The sequence below is a fragment of the Candidatus Methylacidiphilales bacterium genome, assembly GCA_028713655.1.
Lineage (GTDB): Bacteria > Verrucomicrobiota > Verrucomicrobiia > Methylacidiphilales > JAAUTS01 > JAQTNW01.
This window is the reverse complement of sequence record JAQTNW010000005.1, coordinates 72,567-89,275: the sequence shown is the minus strand read 5'-3', so window position 1 is coordinate 89,275 and position 16,709 is coordinate 72,567. Positions and strand designations below refer to the sequence as shown.

Sequence of the window (16,709 nt, the reverse complement as noted above, 5' to 3'; positions counted from 1 at the left end):
CGAAAGGGTTGAGAAAAGCACAAACCGTGAATGGGAGAACTCCCATCCACGGTTTTGTTATACTTGCAAATCGCGCAGTTTAGGGGGTCGTCGTTGTGCTCGTTGTCTTTCTCACAATGACTTTTGTGGCCACCATTTTGTTTCCGTCCCTGTCGTAATAGACAGTTACGGGAAGGCCTGACTTTACGGTTTCGACCGAAACGGGATTGCCGTTTTCGTCAACATAGGTCGTGGTCTTGGTGTAAGAGTAACTGACCGGATCGGTTGATGTCGTTGTTTTAACAATGATGGTGTCGGGACTGAACTGGCTGATGGTGCCGGAGCTCGTTGTGGTTGTCGTGGTGGTTGTAGGCGCGGGAGTTTGCGCGAGGGTTACATTGGCGGCGAGCAGCAGTACACCCAAAAAGGTGAGGCTGCCGAGATGACTGATTTTATTTTTCATTTTTTATATTTTCTTATTGTGCCATCATCAGATGGCGGTTGTGGGACATTGATTGGGTTTAGGGTTTCTTTTCCGAGGATTCGGCGTGGGAGGGCGGTTGCTCTGGCATTACGAAGGTTTTATTTTCGATCGTTTTGTGGTTTTCGATGACTGTGGTCCTCGCGCCAAATGCGCCGTTCATGTAGGCAAAGAACAGCCCTCCTGCCACAAGCAGCAGGACGGCGAATACCAGTAAAATGGCGGAAGTGGATGAATCTTTTTCAATAATAGTTGTCATAGATTTATTAGCTTCTTGGTTGGGTTTTCAGTTAGTTTGACCAGTAACCCGGGCGGTAATAATACCCGTCCTGCTGGTGTGAATAGACCGGTGAAATCCAATGAGTGTTTTCGCGAGGAGGATAGGTGTAATAACCGCCCACCCAGACATAACGTCCGTCACTCCATTCGTTGTGTCCGGGTATCCAGACAGCGGTATGATGCGGGCTTTCCCAGCGGTGGTCCTCATGGGATGGAGGCGGGCCTTGCGGCCCGATGCGGATGGTGAGGGAAGGATCAGCCGAGACTCGGCTGCTGCAGGCCAGTCCGAATAAGACGGCTGTGGCAGCCAAAACCAGGGGTGCTGTAATTATTTTTTTCATATTTATTAATGTGAGAATACGCGGTACACTATTCGTGCCTATGGGGTGAGTACCCCAGGAGAGAACTTAAAGAATATCCGCACAGACTTCTACGAAGGGGCGCGGGATAACAGTGAATATTCGGCCGGGGGAGTTGCAGTGGTAAGGCGCAATGAGAACCTCACAATGGGGTGTTTAACCCTGGACGCGGTTCGAGAACGCCTGAACCTCCCGGATTCCATGGCAGGGTTTTACCCCACTCTCTTAAAGTCGATATGTCCGCGCTCGATATCCGTTCGGACCAGTTGTACACGGAGCTGGTGGCCGACCTTCAGATCCTTATTGCCATTCTCCAGTCTTCCTTCAATGGGCGGATGCAGAAGGCGGACCCATGTGCCTTTATCCGATGCGCCGGTGACAAGGGAATCAAACTGCTCTCCAATCCTTGACTCCAGCAACAGGGCGGCAGCGGATTTTGTGACTTGCCGTTCCACTTTTTTTGCCGCGTCCTCCGCTTCGGTGCAGTGGCTGGCGAGCTTTTCCAATTCGTCATTTTCGTAGGGCAGGGCGGAACCTGACATTGCCGCTTTTAGCAACCGTTGGGTAATCAGGTCCGGGAATCGGCGGTTTGGCGCTGTGGAGTGGGCATAATCCCTGACGGCAAGATCGAAGTGGCCGGCAACATTGTTTCCTGAAAGTTGGACAACGTATTCACCCGAACCCAGGAGCTTGATAATGCTGAGTGAGAGATCGGGAAAGCGAAGAGGATCCGCAGTTTTCGCCGATACAAGGAATTGCTCCAAGGCCTTTGCGTCGGGTTCCCTGGGCAGCTTTGATCCCTGTTCTGCTGCAAGCTCGACAATCCGGTCCCAGTGTTTGGGTATGCGAACCACGCGCCGCAGTGAGGGAAGCTTTTTGGACGCGAGGTAACGTGCGGTGACACCGTTGGCGGCGATCATGAAGTCCTCAATAATATCCTTGGCCCGATTCCTGTTGTCGGCCTCCAAGTCCGTTAGCTCATCTCCATCAAAGACAGGACGGGCCTTGATGGTTTCGAGATCAAGCGCCCCGTTCAGACGACGCAGTGACTTCAGTTTCCGGGCCACGCAATCCTGCAGTCGAATGTTCTCGTCCAGACCGCTGACTGAGGCGATCTCTTGCGGCATCGGGCCATGGCCCTCCAGCCATTCGGCGACGCTGTTGTAGGCAAGCTTGGCCCGGTTGCGGACAGTAGCCCGATAAATGTCCGAACTCAGAAGCGATCCGTTCGTAGCGAGAAGCATTTCAATGACAATGGACTGGCGCTCGGATTCAAAGTTGAGGGAGGTAAGATCCGTGGAGAGTTTTTCGGGCAACATCGGAAATGTCATGGCAGCCGTGTAGATCGAGGTTGTATTTTGCCGCGCATGATCGTCAATGGCGGAGCGCTTTTTGACGATCGCATCCACGTCGGCAATGGCGATCAGGACCTTGACGGTCCCTTCGTGCATGGCTTCGGCAACGGTCAGTTGATCCAGATCGCGCGAATCATCATTATCGATGGAGCACCAGAGAAGGCTTCGCAGATCACGTGTTGATCCTTCAGCTTGCGTCGCCGGCCTGTGGATTCCTCCGAGTTCGGCAAGCGCCTGGGGCGAAAAATCCGGGGCAAGCCCTCTTTCAAGCATCACCCGACGGGCAATTCTTTGAAGGATTGCGCGGTGTTGTCTGTCGTTGGTATCCGCCATAAGGGTTGATTGTTTCTACTTGTTCATATTCCTATCAGCCCTCACGGAGGCCGCGCAAGACGATTCATCATGTTATCGGTTGGATGACAGCGGGCAAGCGGGCCTCCATTACGATCAGCGGAAATTAATCCTGGAGATTTATGCGTTCATTGTGACCGCAGCATGGGTCGGGAGCGGTTCATTGCCACCTGAGGAGTTGTTCATATATGCAAAAGTCAGTCCTCCTACCAGGAGTAGGACGAAACCGAATGCCAGTAGAAGAGCGGGAGTGGACGAGTATTTTTTAATAATTGTTTTCATAATTTTGTTGGTTGGTTGGGTGTTAATAACGCTAACAGTAGCACTCGCAGATATTGCCGCCAGGGGGTCTTCACCCCATGAAGCGCAGGAACCGCTTTAAACTTAAAACTTACAACTTAAAACTCGAATATGGGGTGAATACCCCCTGGCGGGAAAATCCGCCGGGATTACACTGACTCTTATGAATCTAATCCTTGCTTTAATCCTGTTGATGTTCCTGTTCGCAACCAGCGGTTTCTACCTGAGCGGCCCCATGATGGGCGTCGGTGGATTTGGTTTTATTTTGCTTGTCAGTCTGGTCCTCTTTTTTACAGGCGGTCTGAGCAGAAGATAACAAAAACCATCCATAAGGAATTCATTATGAAAAAAACAAAAACATCCCATCAGAAAAAATCCAAAACCAAAGTCCGCGTATCCCATGAAGATCCGATCTCCAAGCCTGCGTTGAAGCTGATCGACGAAGCTGCGGCTTTCCTGAAGATGGCCATTTGCAAAAGCGAAAAGCTGACAGAACCCGAGCGTAAAATGCTGAAAAAGAAAGCCCTCTCGTTTGTGGACCTCGCCAGCGAACGTTTGACATCCGCCGTTCATCAAGGAGCAGGGACGCTCCGAACTGGGGTAAAGAGCCTGGCGCGCGGATAAAGACGCCAAGAGCCTCACACAAAGCCACGAAGAACACGAAGTAAAACCAAAATACAGGTTTATCCGCAGATTAAATTAATTTGCGCAGATGGATGAGAAATGACTTTATGAGGGTTGGCCGCAAACTCCGACATGCGTCGCGAGTGGGAGAACACAAAGTTCACAAAAAACCACTCTTAACCATGAAGAACGCGAAGAGCAAAAATCTCCACTATCCTCATGGTAAAAATAATTTTCCATTCTGTGTGTTCTATGCGTTCTCTTGCGGCAAATAATCCTAGACCCCTCTAAAATCCGTCGCGGTGCCACATGGCGACGATGAGGCGGATGGTCATGAATGCTCCCAGCATCAGACCTAGGATGCCGAACAGGGGAGTGCCGTGAATCAGCGGCGGTACTTTTGACAAGACCAGCAGTCCGGAACAAATCAGAACCGCGGCCGTCAGCACGGCATCCGCCAGTCGGTTGGCGATCTGATCGAGTGTTTTGCGTAGGGGCTCAAACCCCTCGGGATTGATTTTGTGGTCCAGCGGCAGGCTCAGGCGGCCACTGCGCAGGCGGAAATAGACTTCCTTTAAATCGCCCGGCAGTTGCTCAACCAGGCGCAGTGTTTCTATGAGAACTTTTTCGACACCTTTCCGCAAGCGCGGCAAACTCAGCTTTTTCAGGAAAAGCGCTTCCGCGTACGGCCTGCCCAGCTCGATGAAATTCAGGTCAGGGTTTAAAGTCAGCCCAATGGCTTCGACCTGCGACAGTGCCTTCACCCCCAGATAAAATGCGGCTTTCATCCGCAGTTTGTGCGTCATCAACAAATCCAGAAGACGGTTTAAAACGAACCCTATCTGGATTTCCTTCAAAGGTTTGTTCAGATGGTCTTCGTTGAAAGCTTCGATATCCGCTTCCATCCCTGCAGGGTCTTCCACAAAGCTTCCTTCCGACATGCCGATGATTGCGTACATGATGGTGCGGGCATCCCGGTCCATCAGACCCATTAAAAGATCGGCAATATCCTCCTGAAATGCCGGCGTAAGCTGGCCTATGATTCCATAGTCGTACAGTGCCACCACTCCGTCGGGCATGATAGCCAGGTTGCCGGGATGCGGATCCGCGTGAAAAAAGCCCGCGCGCAGCACTTGGTCGAATATCAATGCTGAAATCGTTTCCGAAAGCGTGGCCGGATCGATGCCGGCGTCTTTCAAAGCCTGAGGATCGTTAACAGAAAGCCCTTTCAAATATTCCATGGTCAATACGCGGGGGGTGGATAATTCCCCATAGACGACGGGTACCTTGAGGGACTCTTCTTTCTCAAATTCCATTTGAAATCGACGCATGTTGGCGGCTTCATTGCAAAAATCCAATTCGCGCAGCAGGGTTTTGCTGAAGTCGCGCACAATTCCCGTTGGATTGAGCGCTGCGATTGCAGGTACATGTTTGTCCAAAAAGCGCGCGATCTCGCCTAGAATGGCCAGATCCATTTCAATGGTTTCCAGGATGTCAGGCCGCTGGATTTTGACCACCACTTGTTCGCCGGTATGCAGCACCGCCAGGTGGACCTGGGCGATGGAGGCGGAAGCAAGCGGGCGGACATGGAATTTTTTGAAAAGCGCCTCCGGCGATTTCTTCAATTCTTTCTTCAGGATGGCTTTGGCTTCTTCTCCGGGGAAAGGAGGGACGCGGTCCTGGAGTTTGCAGAGTTCATTATGGAATTTTTCGTCAATGATGTCGCGCCGTGAGCTGAGGATCTGTCCCAGTTTGACAAAGGTGGGCCCCAATTCCTCCAGGGCCAGGCGCAGTCGTACAGCGGGGGGCTTGTTCTGCAGGGCCAGATATTCCTTGCTGATGTGCCGGTCCCTCAAGTCCGAAAGCGCCCGCAGGCGCACCAATTGCAAAAAATCGGCAAATCCGTATTTGTACAGAATGCTGAAAATCTCGCGGTAACGCGGCACCTGTTCCCAGGTTTGAACTGCTGATTTGATGGAATCCACCTGCATGAACGCAAGGCACTATTGCTTTTGATTCGAGCCTACCGATCGAATGTTCCGCGCTTTTCCTTCATGAGATCATTCTTAAAGACGATCGTTACATCGGAAGAGTTGGTGTGATAGGTGTAAATAGTCTGTGTGCCTCCGACAATCGGGATGGGCTCGGTTTTTGAATCCGTAGGCTGCCCCAGAATGGATATCACTTCCTTCGGAGACATGTTGTCATGAATTTTGTCGAGATTTGCCTGCGTAAGGGACATCGAGGTGACGAATCCACAGCCGGCAACCAATAATGATAAAGCCAAACATGTATATAGTTTCATTTGATTCCTTTTATGAGTTGAAGTTTAAAATATATCCATCCAGCTCGAATGCCTATGGGGTGAATGCCCCATGCCGAAAATCAGATGCCTGTTCAACTAGTGGTCTGTTTTCCGTGAAATGATGGGTTGGTTGCGTGCAAAACAGACCACTAGCGTGGTTCTAATAAACAAGCAGAAATATAGGTCCTCGATTCTGCCGCTAATTTATATTTTTAGGTTTGATCCACTTGTCCTCGGCAATCCATCCGCTCCGATACATGTAATCTGAAAATTTTGCGGTTATTTCCCGGTCGGTGCGTTTGGTGTCCTCCGTAAGACCGTGGGCCAGGCCGCCGAATCCGCCAATGGCTATTTGAACGGCTATTTCCACAGGATCCGTTGCGACGGCTGTAATGGCCCCGGGTTCCGCGCCGCTGCCCCCCGTTGTCGAGAAGGTTAGAAACGGGGTTTTCGAGTTCTGTTCCAGGTTATACACATAGACATTGGTTTCCATCTTGGTTCCGCCGGCGCCAAAACCTATGGCTGAGCGTAGAAGGCGGCTGCCTTGGTTGACCTTTGTGAATTCGCCCCGTATCAGCCATGCGTTTTCAGGTATAAATCCCCGAACCTTGCTCGTGGGTGAAGCGAGAATGAGGCGATGCGACAAGTCCGTGACCAAGGCCACCTGCATCATGGTCTGAAGGTTCCGCTTGAACTCAACCAGCTCCGTCCCCTTACGATCGACATTAAATTCACCCCGCCCTGTGTCGAAGACCGCCACATAAATTTTTTGCGGCATCTTCTGTGTGCTGCGCTCAGAACCATCTCGAACGCTTACTGAAGCGCACGAAACCAAGGCCAGGACCAGAATCGATCCAAATATTGACTTTAAAATAAAAGGGATCCCGGTTCGGATTTACTGGCTCGCGGGGCGTACCGTGGTCTGCTCCGTCGTCGTCGAAGTGGTCGAAGTTGTCGTCTGGGGTTTATCGGACGCGCAACCGTAGAGCGCGCCGAGGAAGGAAGCCAACAGACCGTAGAGTAATAGTTTTTTCATATGCGTTAAAATACGCCGGGAACCGTTTCGTTGCTATGGGGTGTTCTCCCCACCCGCGGCGTGCGCAGGGATTATGGAATGAAGGGGAGAGCGAGAATTAACAGGAGTTGTATTTGGCTAAAAATTCAAAGTCCGGCAACTGCCGGACGCCTCCGGCTCATGACCGCCGAAGCCTTGGCGAAGGTGGTTGCCACCGCGCTCCATATCGCCCCAGGCGCAAAATGATTTTCTTATAACATTCAATCGGCGGCATAGAATTGCCTGAGTTGGGCGATGGTTTTTGGTTTGCGCGGGATTCGAATAGTGGCGCTGGTATAGGCGGCATGTTTTTCTGAAAATTCCAGGGCGTCGGATTTTTTCACGAAGTAAATGTCAATAACGGGAACTTTGCCGTTTGAAGCTGTTTTTGACACTACGCCCCCTCCGGTGTCCACGGCGGACAGCGTTCGAATCTCTGAAATTTCAGGAAAGGAGACCTGGGATCCATACGGAATGATGTCCGGATCGACGGCACAATGTAATCCTTCCACCAATGGAATACAGAGTGAACTCATTTTCATCCGGGACCAGTGGTCGCTCCCGGACCCCACGGACCAATAGACGGTGATTCGCACCCGCATGGTGATTGTGTGATATTCGTCAGATTGCGCCTCTTTAATCAGCTTTTTGGGTGTGTGATTATCGGAATGCGATGTGTCATATTTGGCGTGTTCGAGGATCAGCCTGTGGGGGGCGTTGGCGGCAAGTCCTGTGGATAGTATCAGCGTCGGCAGGATTACAGCATGGAATAACAATCTTTTCATATTTTTCTATTTGATCCTGGGTTGGGATGAAAGACGCGGAGGCGCAACCCTTCAGGCGGATGGAATCACCCGGCGGAGCGCCGTTGCCGCAACTGCCCGAAACGGTTGCAACCTTAACCTTAGTTTCCGGGCTCTTTGTTCCTCGTTTTTCGCCTCGATATCCCTGGCAATCTGCTTGCGATCTGTAATATCGCTGAAGGCGACAATCGCCCCTGAAATTTTATTTTCCTTTATCAAGGGAAACGACTGTATTTCGGCCGAAAATGAGGTTTTATCCAATCTCCACAGGACGTCATCCTCGTTGTGATAGGTGTTCCCGGACTGAAACACCTGGCAAAGCGGGCAATGGGAAGCATCAATTTGCAATCCGTCCCATGCATTATGGTGGATGAGCGAGTGGATTTCCTTGCCGATGAAATCTTCCTGCGCGCCTCCCAGAAATTTGGCTCCTACATGATTAATAAAGGAGCATCGTCCGGCCACATCGACGCCAAATACACCGCTAAAAGTTGACCGCAAGAGAACCTTTCTGCCCTCTGCCACCGTCTGCAACTCGCGAACCAGTTTGCTCAGCGCTTCGTGGACTAAAAATCCAATTAGAAGCATCCCTATGAACGCGATGATAAAGCTGCGGACTAAAATTGTATTTAGCGCGCCGGAGTACGCCTTTTTGAGCACGCCTACCTGAAGCATGCCGACCAGTGTTCCCTGTTCATCCCGAAGCAGGGTATAGTTGGTCAAATAGGGTTCCCCCAGGGTATTCGCCTCACCGCGAAAATTTTCGCCCCTGTCAAATATGGCTTCCCGGGCCGGGCCCGTCAGTTTTGTGCCAACTGCACGCGAACCGTCCGGCAGTCGGATGTTGGTGGCAATGCGCGTGTCACCTTGAAAGATGGTCGCGATGCCTCCCACCAGGGAAGTGACGCGATCCACAACAACTTGATCTCCGTTCAAGACCCTGTTTCCCGCCATGAGTTTCCCGTCCGCAATGTGAAGAGGTTTTCCCAGACGCTCCAATTGTTCCTGCGCCACCCGCATGCTGATTTCCTGTTGCTGCTGGATATGATCATAAAATGTACGCGAGATTTCGTGGTAAGCCGCTGCGATCACGCATGCGCTCATTATTGCGACAAGCAGCCCCGTATATAAAGCGACCCGATTGTAGATTTTCATAGTTTTTATTCCTGTGTTGTTAAGGCTGAAGGCGACGAGGGTTTGGCAAAAATCTCTGTAAATAATTTTCCTGCGATAAGTCCGGCGTCCGCGCCTCCATGCAGGTCTTGATCCAAATCCCCCTCAATCATTACCGCAAAGGCATACCTGGGTTCGCCCGCAGGCAGGAAGCCAATCATCCAGGCGATCTGCCGCGGTTGTGTTTTTGATCCCACCTGGGCGGTGCCCGTTTTGGCGGCGACCTTGATCCCGGGCACTTTTGAGGGCCCGCCGGTTCCTTCTTCCGTCACGGCCACCAATCCATCTATCAGGATTTTGTTTTCCGTGGACGAGAAGGGGATTTTACGGATGATTTCATTCGGGAAGGATTGGGTTGTCTTTCCTGAGGAATCCTCGAGTTGTTTCACCAGGCGTGGCCGGTACAGCGTACCTCCATTCGCCACGACACACATCAAATTGGCCATCTGCAGGGGTGTCACCAGAACATCGCCCTGTCCGATCGACATGTTTGCGACATCTCCGCCACCCATGGTGCGTTTATGAGTGACACGCACGAACTCGGGAGTGGGTATCAGCCCGGGCAGCTCTCCGGGCAGGATGAATCCGGTCGATTGGCCAAACCCCAATTCCTGGGCCATGGCGATGAGCGGATCGCGTCCCGTGCGCTCACCCAAATCAAAGAAATAGGTGTTATAGGAGTGGGCTATCCCGGCGCGGAAGGTTATGGGGGCTCCCTTTTCATGAGGCAATTCGTAGCGCATGCCGCCGACATCGAAATAGCCCGGACACTGGATCAGGCGATTGGGATCAAAAACACCCGCCCGGATGGCGGCCAAAGTGGTGGCCACCTTGAAACTGGATCCGGGCGGGTTCTGCTCCCGATAAACCCGGTCTAACAAGGGATTTTTTGCGGCCTGGATCATGGCCTGCCATTTGTCCGTGGAAAGTTTTGGAATAAAACTGTTGGGGTCAAACGTGGGGTTCGAAACCATCCCGAGAATGTCGCCGTTCTGAATATTCATGACGACTGCCGCGCCCGTCCGCGTGCCCTCAAAAGCCCGTTCGGCCGCATGTTGAATTTGGGAATCTATCGTGGTGCGAAGTTGCGCTCCGGCGGTCGCCCCGGAATCGACAACCGCAGCCCTGGCAAATCCTTCCGGTGTTGTGGCAATTGTCAGGTGTCCTTCCTGCCCGCGCAGTTCCTTGTCAAAGCGCTCTTCCAATCCGGCGGCTCCCAGGTAATCGTCGTAAATAACTTCTCCGGCTTGATAGTGTTTTCGATTAATTCCCTGCTTTCTCTGCAAATAGCCCAGACTGTGGGCCAGGGAATTGCCGTGTGGATAAATCCGTCGCGGTACGCCCTGCAGGGAAAATCCTTCGCTTTGCAGGGATGTCATCGGGAATGCGTCGATTTGAGCCGGGCTCAGATTTTCCGCCACGAGAATGGGATGGAATCTCCGGAATCGATGGAGGGAGTGTAAATCCGCATCCGTGATATCGAAGTCCTCTTTCAACCAATCGTGAGCCAGGATCAACCGTTTCCCAATCCAGGCAACCGCCTCATCCTCGCCATTTGCAACTTCAAGCGCAGGCCAGCCCAGCACCAGATTTTGCGATTGGGTCATCGTGGCCAGGACTTCCCCGTCAGCCGTAAGAATATCCCCTCGCAATGCCGGCATCCGGTATTCGGCAACCAGGGGGATTTCAGGCGCCAACCCGTCTGATGTTTCTTCGAGGGGCACCGTAGATGGAGTTTCTCCAGTGGGATTGGCGAACATGGTGCTGAGCCAATCCGACCAATCCTTCGGCTGTTCTACTTGTGTTGCAGCATTGCTGATTTTGGCCTGGTTTAACTGGTCCTGGCGCAGGTAAACAAAAAGATTTCCGGATCCCACTGTTAAAAAACCCAACCCCTTGATGACTCCGCTGCGCCGATCCACCTCGACTTTGCTCAGGCTTTCCGGGACGGGAAATGAAACGCCTTGCGGGTCATTTCCCAAAATTTTCTGCATCATGTTCCCCCAAATGGGCAATGCGGTTTTGCTTGCCAGGGACTTGGATCCGATCGGAATGGATTTGTCAAAGCCGACCCAAACTCCGCCAACCAAACTGGGCGTGTACCCGACAAACCACGCATCCCTGTAACCTTCCGAGTAGCCCGTCATGCCCACAACGGGAGAGGGCAGGCTGTAGTCCTGACTCAGCATGCTTGCTGTTCCATCCCTTGTGACGGATTGCAAACAGAGTGTCATTTGGCGCGCCACCAGCGGCTCTAAAAGCGGTTTGCCAGGATTCTTCCCGGCATGATAAAGAATTTCACCGCGATCGTTGCTTACGCTTTCAATGGAATAAGGCGCCACCAGCAGTCCGCCGTTTCCAAGCATTTGATAAAGGGAGGTTATTTCATAGAGGGTCAACGGCTCGAAATCCGGGGACGTTTTCATTTCGTTTTGGCCGGGCTTTGCCACCTCTGCGGAAGCGAGCCAATCTGCCAATACACTAGTCCCCAACTGCAGACCCACCCGTGTTGCACAGGCCTTGTTTGACAGCGCAAGAGCATCCTGAATCATTAGGAACCGCCTGCCCAAATCCCGCTTTGGATCTCCAAGCCCGACTTCCTCCAGTTTTCCGGCATCATCCAGAAATGAAGCGTTGATCATGGAAGCCGGGTGCAGATTCAACCGCTCGAATGCCAGGGAATAGAGAAAGGGTTGAAGCAGCGCCCCATTTTCACGCCGCGCCATGCGGGCCCGGTCAAACGGACTTTTCTCGTAGTCGCGTCCTCCAATCAAAACCCGCACCGCACCGCTGTTAAGATCAAGTACCAGGGCCGCGGCCTGCAGTTCACTTGGCTCGGCATTGTCCTCCAGTTTCAGGGGTGCGGCTTTTTGGGTAAAATCCTTGAGTTTGGCGGCCGTCTGCAATTCGGAGGCGCGCTGCATGCGGGCATCCAGGGTGGTTTGCACCGAGAGTCCCTGGGGAATTTCCTCACCCTCCTCCAGTTTCAATACTTCACGAAGTTCCCTGATGGCCAGGGCCATGAAATAGCTCTGCACTCGCAAGGGCTGCTCCGGAATAAGTTTCAAAGGTTCCTGCAAGGCCGCCGTGGCTTCCTCGCTGCTGAGCATCTTTTGCGCTGCCATGAGTGCTATCACATGATCGCGCCGTTTGAGCGCCGCTTCGGCATTGTTTCTCGGGGAAGACGAATTGGGCGCTTTGATAATGCCCGCCAGCAAGGCGCATTCAGATACGGTCAAATCCTTTGCCTTCTTGCCGAAATAGCCCTGAGCGGCGGCAGCCAGGCCAAAATCGCCTTTTCCAAAATAAATCCGGTTCAAATAGTGGTCTAAAATTTCAGCCTTTGTAAAATGATGCTCGATGCGAGCGGCGAGAAATGCCTCGACCAGCTTGCGATCCATTGTTTTTTCAAAATTGCCGATCAGGTGTTTGGCAAGTTGCTGGGTGATTGTGCTCGCCCCCTCCGTTTGCTTTCCCGTTTTTAGATCGACGCAAAGCGCGCGAAAGATGCCCCTGCGGTCTATTCCCTTGTGGGAATAAAAACGTTTATCTTCCACAGCCAGTGTTGCCTGGCGCATCCGATCGGGGATATCGTCGTGTTTTAATAAAGTCCTGTCTTCCACAAACAGACGCCCGATTTCCTCTCCCGACCGATCGTAAAAAACACTCGTTACATTGAAGTCGTCGAGATGCTTCAGATCGTATGCTTTTGCCCGCAAAAAATAGGGTTTTATAAAAAAGTAGGAACCCACTGCAAGCAGGACAGTCCCTAAAATAAATAGGGCACCCGTATAATACCAAAATTTGTGCTGGCGCCAAAAAGCATTCATTGTTGTGCCGGTGTGGGTGGGTTAGGGGGGGCGGGCTTGATCAATGCGGGCGGGATAGAGGCCGCCGCCGCGGAGATGCTGGCCGTGACTGCAACCGGGAGAGGGGACGATACAAGAATTGGCGCCGGATCAGGGGCGAACACGGTTGCGCGGGAAGCAAAGCTGAGCTGCCCGCACATGCTTCCCAGCAGGGCGCAGCGCCAATATTGCCGCAGCCCTTCCAGGCGGAGGTTGTTATCCTCGGATGCGCGGAGATTGGAACCCGCCTCATAAATCAAAACCAGGATGGAAGTGTCGAGTCCCGCGCTTTCCGCAAAACTAATTCCACGCCTCGCTCCCAGATCGGCAAATTGAAGCATGTTTTCAAGCGCGACCCGGTCTGCCACCTTCCATTCGAAGGTATTTGCATCAAAGGAACCGCCCAGATGCAGATATTTTTGATCCAGCATGGCAATCTCACAATATTCATTGACCCAGCTCAGGCAGCGCGCTGCATCACTCAGGCTGCTAACCGGCAGGGGCGGCACCGGGGCCTTTGGTGTGTCATACCCGTCCCCCGGGGTGAATCCCACTTTGACAAGCGAGGGTTGATCCTTTCTTTTCTGGTGTGCGGCGGCCTGCTGTTGCTGTTCCCACGTTGTTTTGGAATCCTTTAATACACGGACAAAACTGGAAAGTCGGGCGTCAAACAGCAGGCTTTCGCCGAGCTGAGTGGCGTGAGATTCCAATCCCAGGATGAAAAGTTCGGCTGTTCCCAGCTTGGCGGGCAGGAGCTGGGGCAGTAAAATCGATGCGCGATTGTAAACGGGAACCTCCCCTTTGGCCGCGATCAATTGGTAACATTCGGAATAAAAGCTTTTGTCCTCCATTTGGTACTCGCCGACTTTAACCGCGCAGACCAGGAGGGTTTGGGCGAGCGCTTGCTGCCGCGGAGTTGCATCGGAACGGGAGGCAAAAGCCTGCCGGGCAATGATCTGGGCGCCCTGGACACTGGCATTTAACCTGTAAATCCAATCATTTTCCTCCGCAAGCACAAGGGCGCTTTGAAGCTCATTCTTGTCGATTAAAGGTTTGCTAAGTCGGTCCACCATTTTTTCCCGGACCGCATTTGCCCTGAGGTCAAACGTGGCATAGTCAAATTTATTTCCGCCGCCTTTTATTTCAGATACGGCCCTCGTATAAGCATGCGCCTGCCTCATCAGATCTCGGGCCGCATAGAGTTGTCCCGCATGATAAGCATCGATTCCCATGTCGTAGTTCTGAAAAACCTTGCTCCATAAAATTTGTTCGGGGAGCGGAAGCGCGCTGAGTTGCGAGTTGGAGCGTGGCCATGTCTTGCTCTGGCCATTCAATTGATCCAATTCAATGCGTACTTTGGCGTCAAGCATTCCAAAAAGCTTCTCTGGATAGCGCGGTGAGTATTGCAGGGAGGATGCCACCGGTAATTTTTTATGCAGAAGAACTTCCGTCGCTTCGTTCAAATCATCGACCAAAACGCATTCCAGCCCCAATTTTTCAGCCAAAGCGGGGATATTGACGGCTTCCCCCTGTTCTGTGGTTTCAAAACGCTGCAGGTTGGGAATGACAACCCGTTTTATTCCTGCCGCTGCGGCCGCTTCCACCCGGGAGGCCAGATGGCGGACCGATCCAAAGGAACCATCCGGATTTAGCCTGCCCAGAACCACTGTATTTTGCGGATACACACTGTCGGATGCGGTTGCCATCAGCGCAATTCCCAGCGCCGCTCCATTCCCGGAAACTTCGCCCTGGGGAACTTCAGTCACCGTCCACTTCGCTCCAAGCCAGGGCTGCTGCCAGGCAATCGCGCTCGCGAGTGCGGAGACCCATAATTGCGAGCGAAATGAATCAAATGAGGCGTTCTCGCCCTGGAGATCAAACTGGAATTGAAGGGCGCTGTTGCCGTTGGCCGAATCCGCCAGGTTCTCCCACCTGAGCTTGACCCATTCGAGCGCCATCTTTCCGTTTGCGGATTGATAGAGGATCAACGGGATTTTTTGATCGGTGGATCGGAACGATTTGGCCAGAACAGGAAGCGTTTCTCCCCAACAAGGCGTCATCCAAAAACAGGCCAGGGGAATGAGAATGATCCCCCCAAGAGCGTGTTTTACAAATGCCCGGATTTTCATATCTAAATTTTATTTGCAATGAGGGAGTGAAAAATGGAAAGAAACCCTTCCGCTTTCAACGGCAGACAAGCTTTCCTCGGAACCCAGGATAAGACGCCGGGCCTGGAACGCCTATGGGGTGTTCTCCCCAGCGGGTTAGACCCCATTTCATCCACACGCGTTCCAGCCTACCTTGACATCAATAACCCATAGAAAGTTTAACAAATATGAAATCAAATTATAAATCATGTCTTACCCTGATTGCTGGTCTTGCGATCCTTCTGCCGCTGTCGGCATTGGCCAAGGACAACAAGTCCGATGACAATCAACAGGATAATAACCAGGGCAAAAACGGAGGCGGAGGCCAGAAGCACGAAGAAAAGGCAGCGCAGCCACAAAATCAAAAACAGGCCGCAGCTCCGTCCCGAGTAACAAACACTCACAATCAAGCCAAAGCGAATAATGCCGGCGGCGGGCGGAATCATGCCAACCGTGAAACCGCACAGGTGCAGAAATCCAATGCCCTGCCTGTAGCGTCCCAGGACACGCAGCAAGGCAAACGCCGCGAACGCAGCCAGGCAAATCAAACCCAGGCTTCGAGCAGCCAACAGGCAAACACCAGGCGCCAGGATCAAGCCCAGGTTGTGGCCAGCCGACAGACTAGCAACAAGAACTTCGATCAAACCCAGGTTGCGAGCACCCGTCACGAAAGCAGCAGGAGCCAGAATCAGGTTCAAGCCTCCCACAACCAGCGTACCTTCAATAGGAGCAATAATTTCGGAGGCCTCTGGTTTTCCGCAAATACGCATTCCGATTGGAGCAGGAGTGGAGAGCATCGTTGGAACAATCATGACTATCGTTGGTATCAAGGCGGCTGGTTGATTATCGACGGCGGTTTCTCGCCTTACTTTGGAGTCGGAGATTCGACCGTGGGTAATGTTCAGCTGAGTCTGTCCGATCTGGGATATTATCATGGCCCCATCGACGGAGATATCGGCCCGGGCACCCGCAACGCGATTGCGGATTATCAGAACGATCACGATTTGAGAATCACCGGACGCATCAACGATCCGTTGCTTGAATCCCTGCAGTTGGAATAAAACCATAACGAACAGGCTGGATGCGTTGAAGCGCATCCAGCCTTATGTTTTACTCTGCTGCAATGAGGGAAAGGATTGATGAATGATGGTTAAAATCGACCTTGCTTTCCTGCTCACTTTGATCGGGACCCTTTGCTGGGTTGTTTGTTTTTGGTGGATGCATTTGATATCCACAAAACAGAATGCCTTGTTGGACCAGCTTCGCGCCCAGGGCAAACGCATCGAAAAGTTGTCCAAGATCGAACACGACCTCATCAAGGAAGTGCATCCGCAGGTCGGCGAGATCAAGGACGGAATGGATGCGATGGTGGCCGCCGTGAAGGAAAATATTGAAAAACCCGCTCCTCCGCAGAAGCGGTGAGCGCGGAGGAAATCCGGAATCAAAATGCTGGATCGCCACGGCCCAACTCCGACATGCGTCGCGAGTGTTCCAGATGGGCCTCCTAATGAACAGATGTGACAAGATGTTGAAAGATAGAATGTTGGAGGTTTCGTAGCTTTTCATAAGGGCCAAAGGTCCGCCCTATACCAGCCTGGGGCGAAGCCCCAGGTGTGGACGTATAAAAATGTATCGAGCTCTGAAGGAGCGA

Annotated in this window: 15 protein-coding genes; 3 read left to right on the top strand and 12 right to left on the bottom strand. The window is 52.4% G+C overall.

Features of this window, described 5'->3' with window-relative positions; all coding sequences use genetic code 11:
* Positions 1-79 precede the first annotated feature (79 nt).
* The 4 genes from PHD76_03000 to PHD76_02985 form a co-directional block, all read right to left on the bottom strand.
* The gene (locus PHD76_03000) at positions 80-442 is read right to left on the bottom strand and encodes a hypothetical protein (GenBank protein MDD5260794.1); all 363 of its coding nucleotides are present in this window, start codon (positions 440-442) and stop codon (positions 80-82) included.
* A 58-nt stretch (positions 443-500) separates the two neighbouring features.
* A complete protein-coding gene (locus PHD76_02995; GenBank protein MDD5260793.1) occupies positions 501-719 on the bottom strand; it encodes a hypothetical protein in 219 nt (72 codons plus the stop codon).
* A 31-nt stretch (positions 720-750) separates the two neighbouring features.
* Positions 751-1,080 (bottom strand): hypothetical protein, encoded by a 330-nt coding sequence (locus PHD76_02990; protein MDD5260792.1) that lies wholly within the window; start codon positions 1,078-1,080, stop codon positions 751-753.
* Positions 1,081-1,310: 230 nt separating this feature from the next.
* A complete protein-coding gene (locus PHD76_02985; protein MDD5260791.1) occupies positions 1,311-2,786 on the bottom strand; it encodes an RNB domain-containing ribonuclease in 1,476 nt (491 codons plus the stop codon).
* A gap of 660 nt (positions 2,787-3,446) precedes the next feature.
* On the opposite strand from PHD76_02985, the gene PHD76_02980 reads away from it, so the two are divergent.
* The gene (locus PHD76_02980) at positions 3,447-3,728 is read left to right on the top strand and encodes a hypothetical protein (GenBank protein MDD5260790.1); all 282 of its coding nucleotides are present in this window, start codon (positions 3,447-3,449) and stop codon (positions 3,726-3,728) included.
* 287 nt (positions 3,729-4,015) lie between these two features.
* Here the strand turns inward: PHD76_02980 and PHD76_02975 are convergent, their stop codons facing one another.
* From PHD76_02975 to PHD76_02940, 8 genes are all read right to left on the bottom strand, one after another.
* On the bottom strand, positions 4,016-5,719 hold the full coding sequence (locus tag PHD76_02975) for an AarF/ABC1/UbiB kinase family protein (protein MDD5260789.1): 1,704 nt from the start codon (positions 5,717-5,719) through the stop codon (positions 4,016-4,018).
* A gap of 32 nt (positions 5,720-5,751) precedes the next feature.
* Positions 5,752-6,033 (bottom strand): hypothetical protein, encoded by a 282-nt coding sequence (locus PHD76_02970; GenBank protein MDD5260788.1) that lies wholly within the window; start codon positions 6,031-6,033, stop codon positions 5,752-5,754.
* A 199-nt stretch (positions 6,034-6,232) separates the two neighbouring features.
* Positions 6,233-6,811, bottom strand: a complete 579-nt coding sequence (locus PHD76_02965; GenBank protein MDD5260787.1) for a DUF4410 domain-containing protein — start codon at positions 6,809-6,811, stop codon at positions 6,233-6,235.
* 117 nt (positions 6,812-6,928) lie between these two features.
* Complete coding sequence (locus tag PHD76_02960; protein MDD5260786.1) at positions 6,929-7,069, bottom strand: hypothetical protein; 141 nt, start codon at positions 7,067-7,069, stop codon at positions 6,929-6,931.
* A gap of 239 nt (positions 7,070-7,308) precedes the next feature.
* Complete coding sequence (locus PHD76_02955) at positions 7,309-7,872, bottom strand: hypothetical protein (GenBank protein ID MDD5260785.1); 564 nt, start codon at positions 7,870-7,872, stop codon at positions 7,309-7,311.
* 51 nt (positions 7,873-7,923) lie between these two features.
* Positions 7,924-9,045: a cache domain-containing protein gene (locus PHD76_02950; GenBank protein MDD5260784.1), complete on the bottom strand. Its 1,122-nt coding sequence runs from the start codon at positions 9,043-9,045 to the stop codon at positions 7,924-7,926.
* A gap of 5 nt (positions 9,046-9,050) precedes the next feature.
* A complete protein-coding gene (locus tag PHD76_02945; protein MDD5260783.1) occupies positions 9,051-12,782 on the bottom strand; it encodes a penicillin-binding transpeptidase domain-containing protein in 3,732 nt (1,243 codons plus the stop codon).
* A 107-nt stretch (positions 12,783-12,889) separates the two neighbouring features.
* Complete coding sequence (locus tag PHD76_02940; protein ID MDD5260782.1) at positions 12,890-15,040, bottom strand: hypothetical protein; 2,151 nt, start codon at positions 15,038-15,040, stop codon at positions 12,890-12,892.
* A gap of 206 nt (positions 15,041-15,246) precedes the next feature.
* Between PHD76_02940 and PHD76_02935 the strand changes: the two genes are divergently transcribed.
* Both PHD76_02935 and PHD76_02930 read left to right on the top strand, forming a co-directional pair.
* Positions 15,247-16,119 (top strand): peptidoglycan-binding protein, encoded by an 873-nt coding sequence (locus tag PHD76_02935; protein MDD5260781.1) that lies wholly within the window; start codon positions 15,247-15,249, stop codon positions 16,117-16,119.
* 82 nt (positions 16,120-16,201) lie between these two features.
* Positions 16,202-16,480, top strand: a complete 279-nt coding sequence (locus PHD76_02930; GenBank protein MDD5260780.1) for a hypothetical protein — start codon at positions 16,202-16,204, stop codon at positions 16,478-16,480.
* Positions 16,481-16,709: the final 229 nt, after the last annotated feature.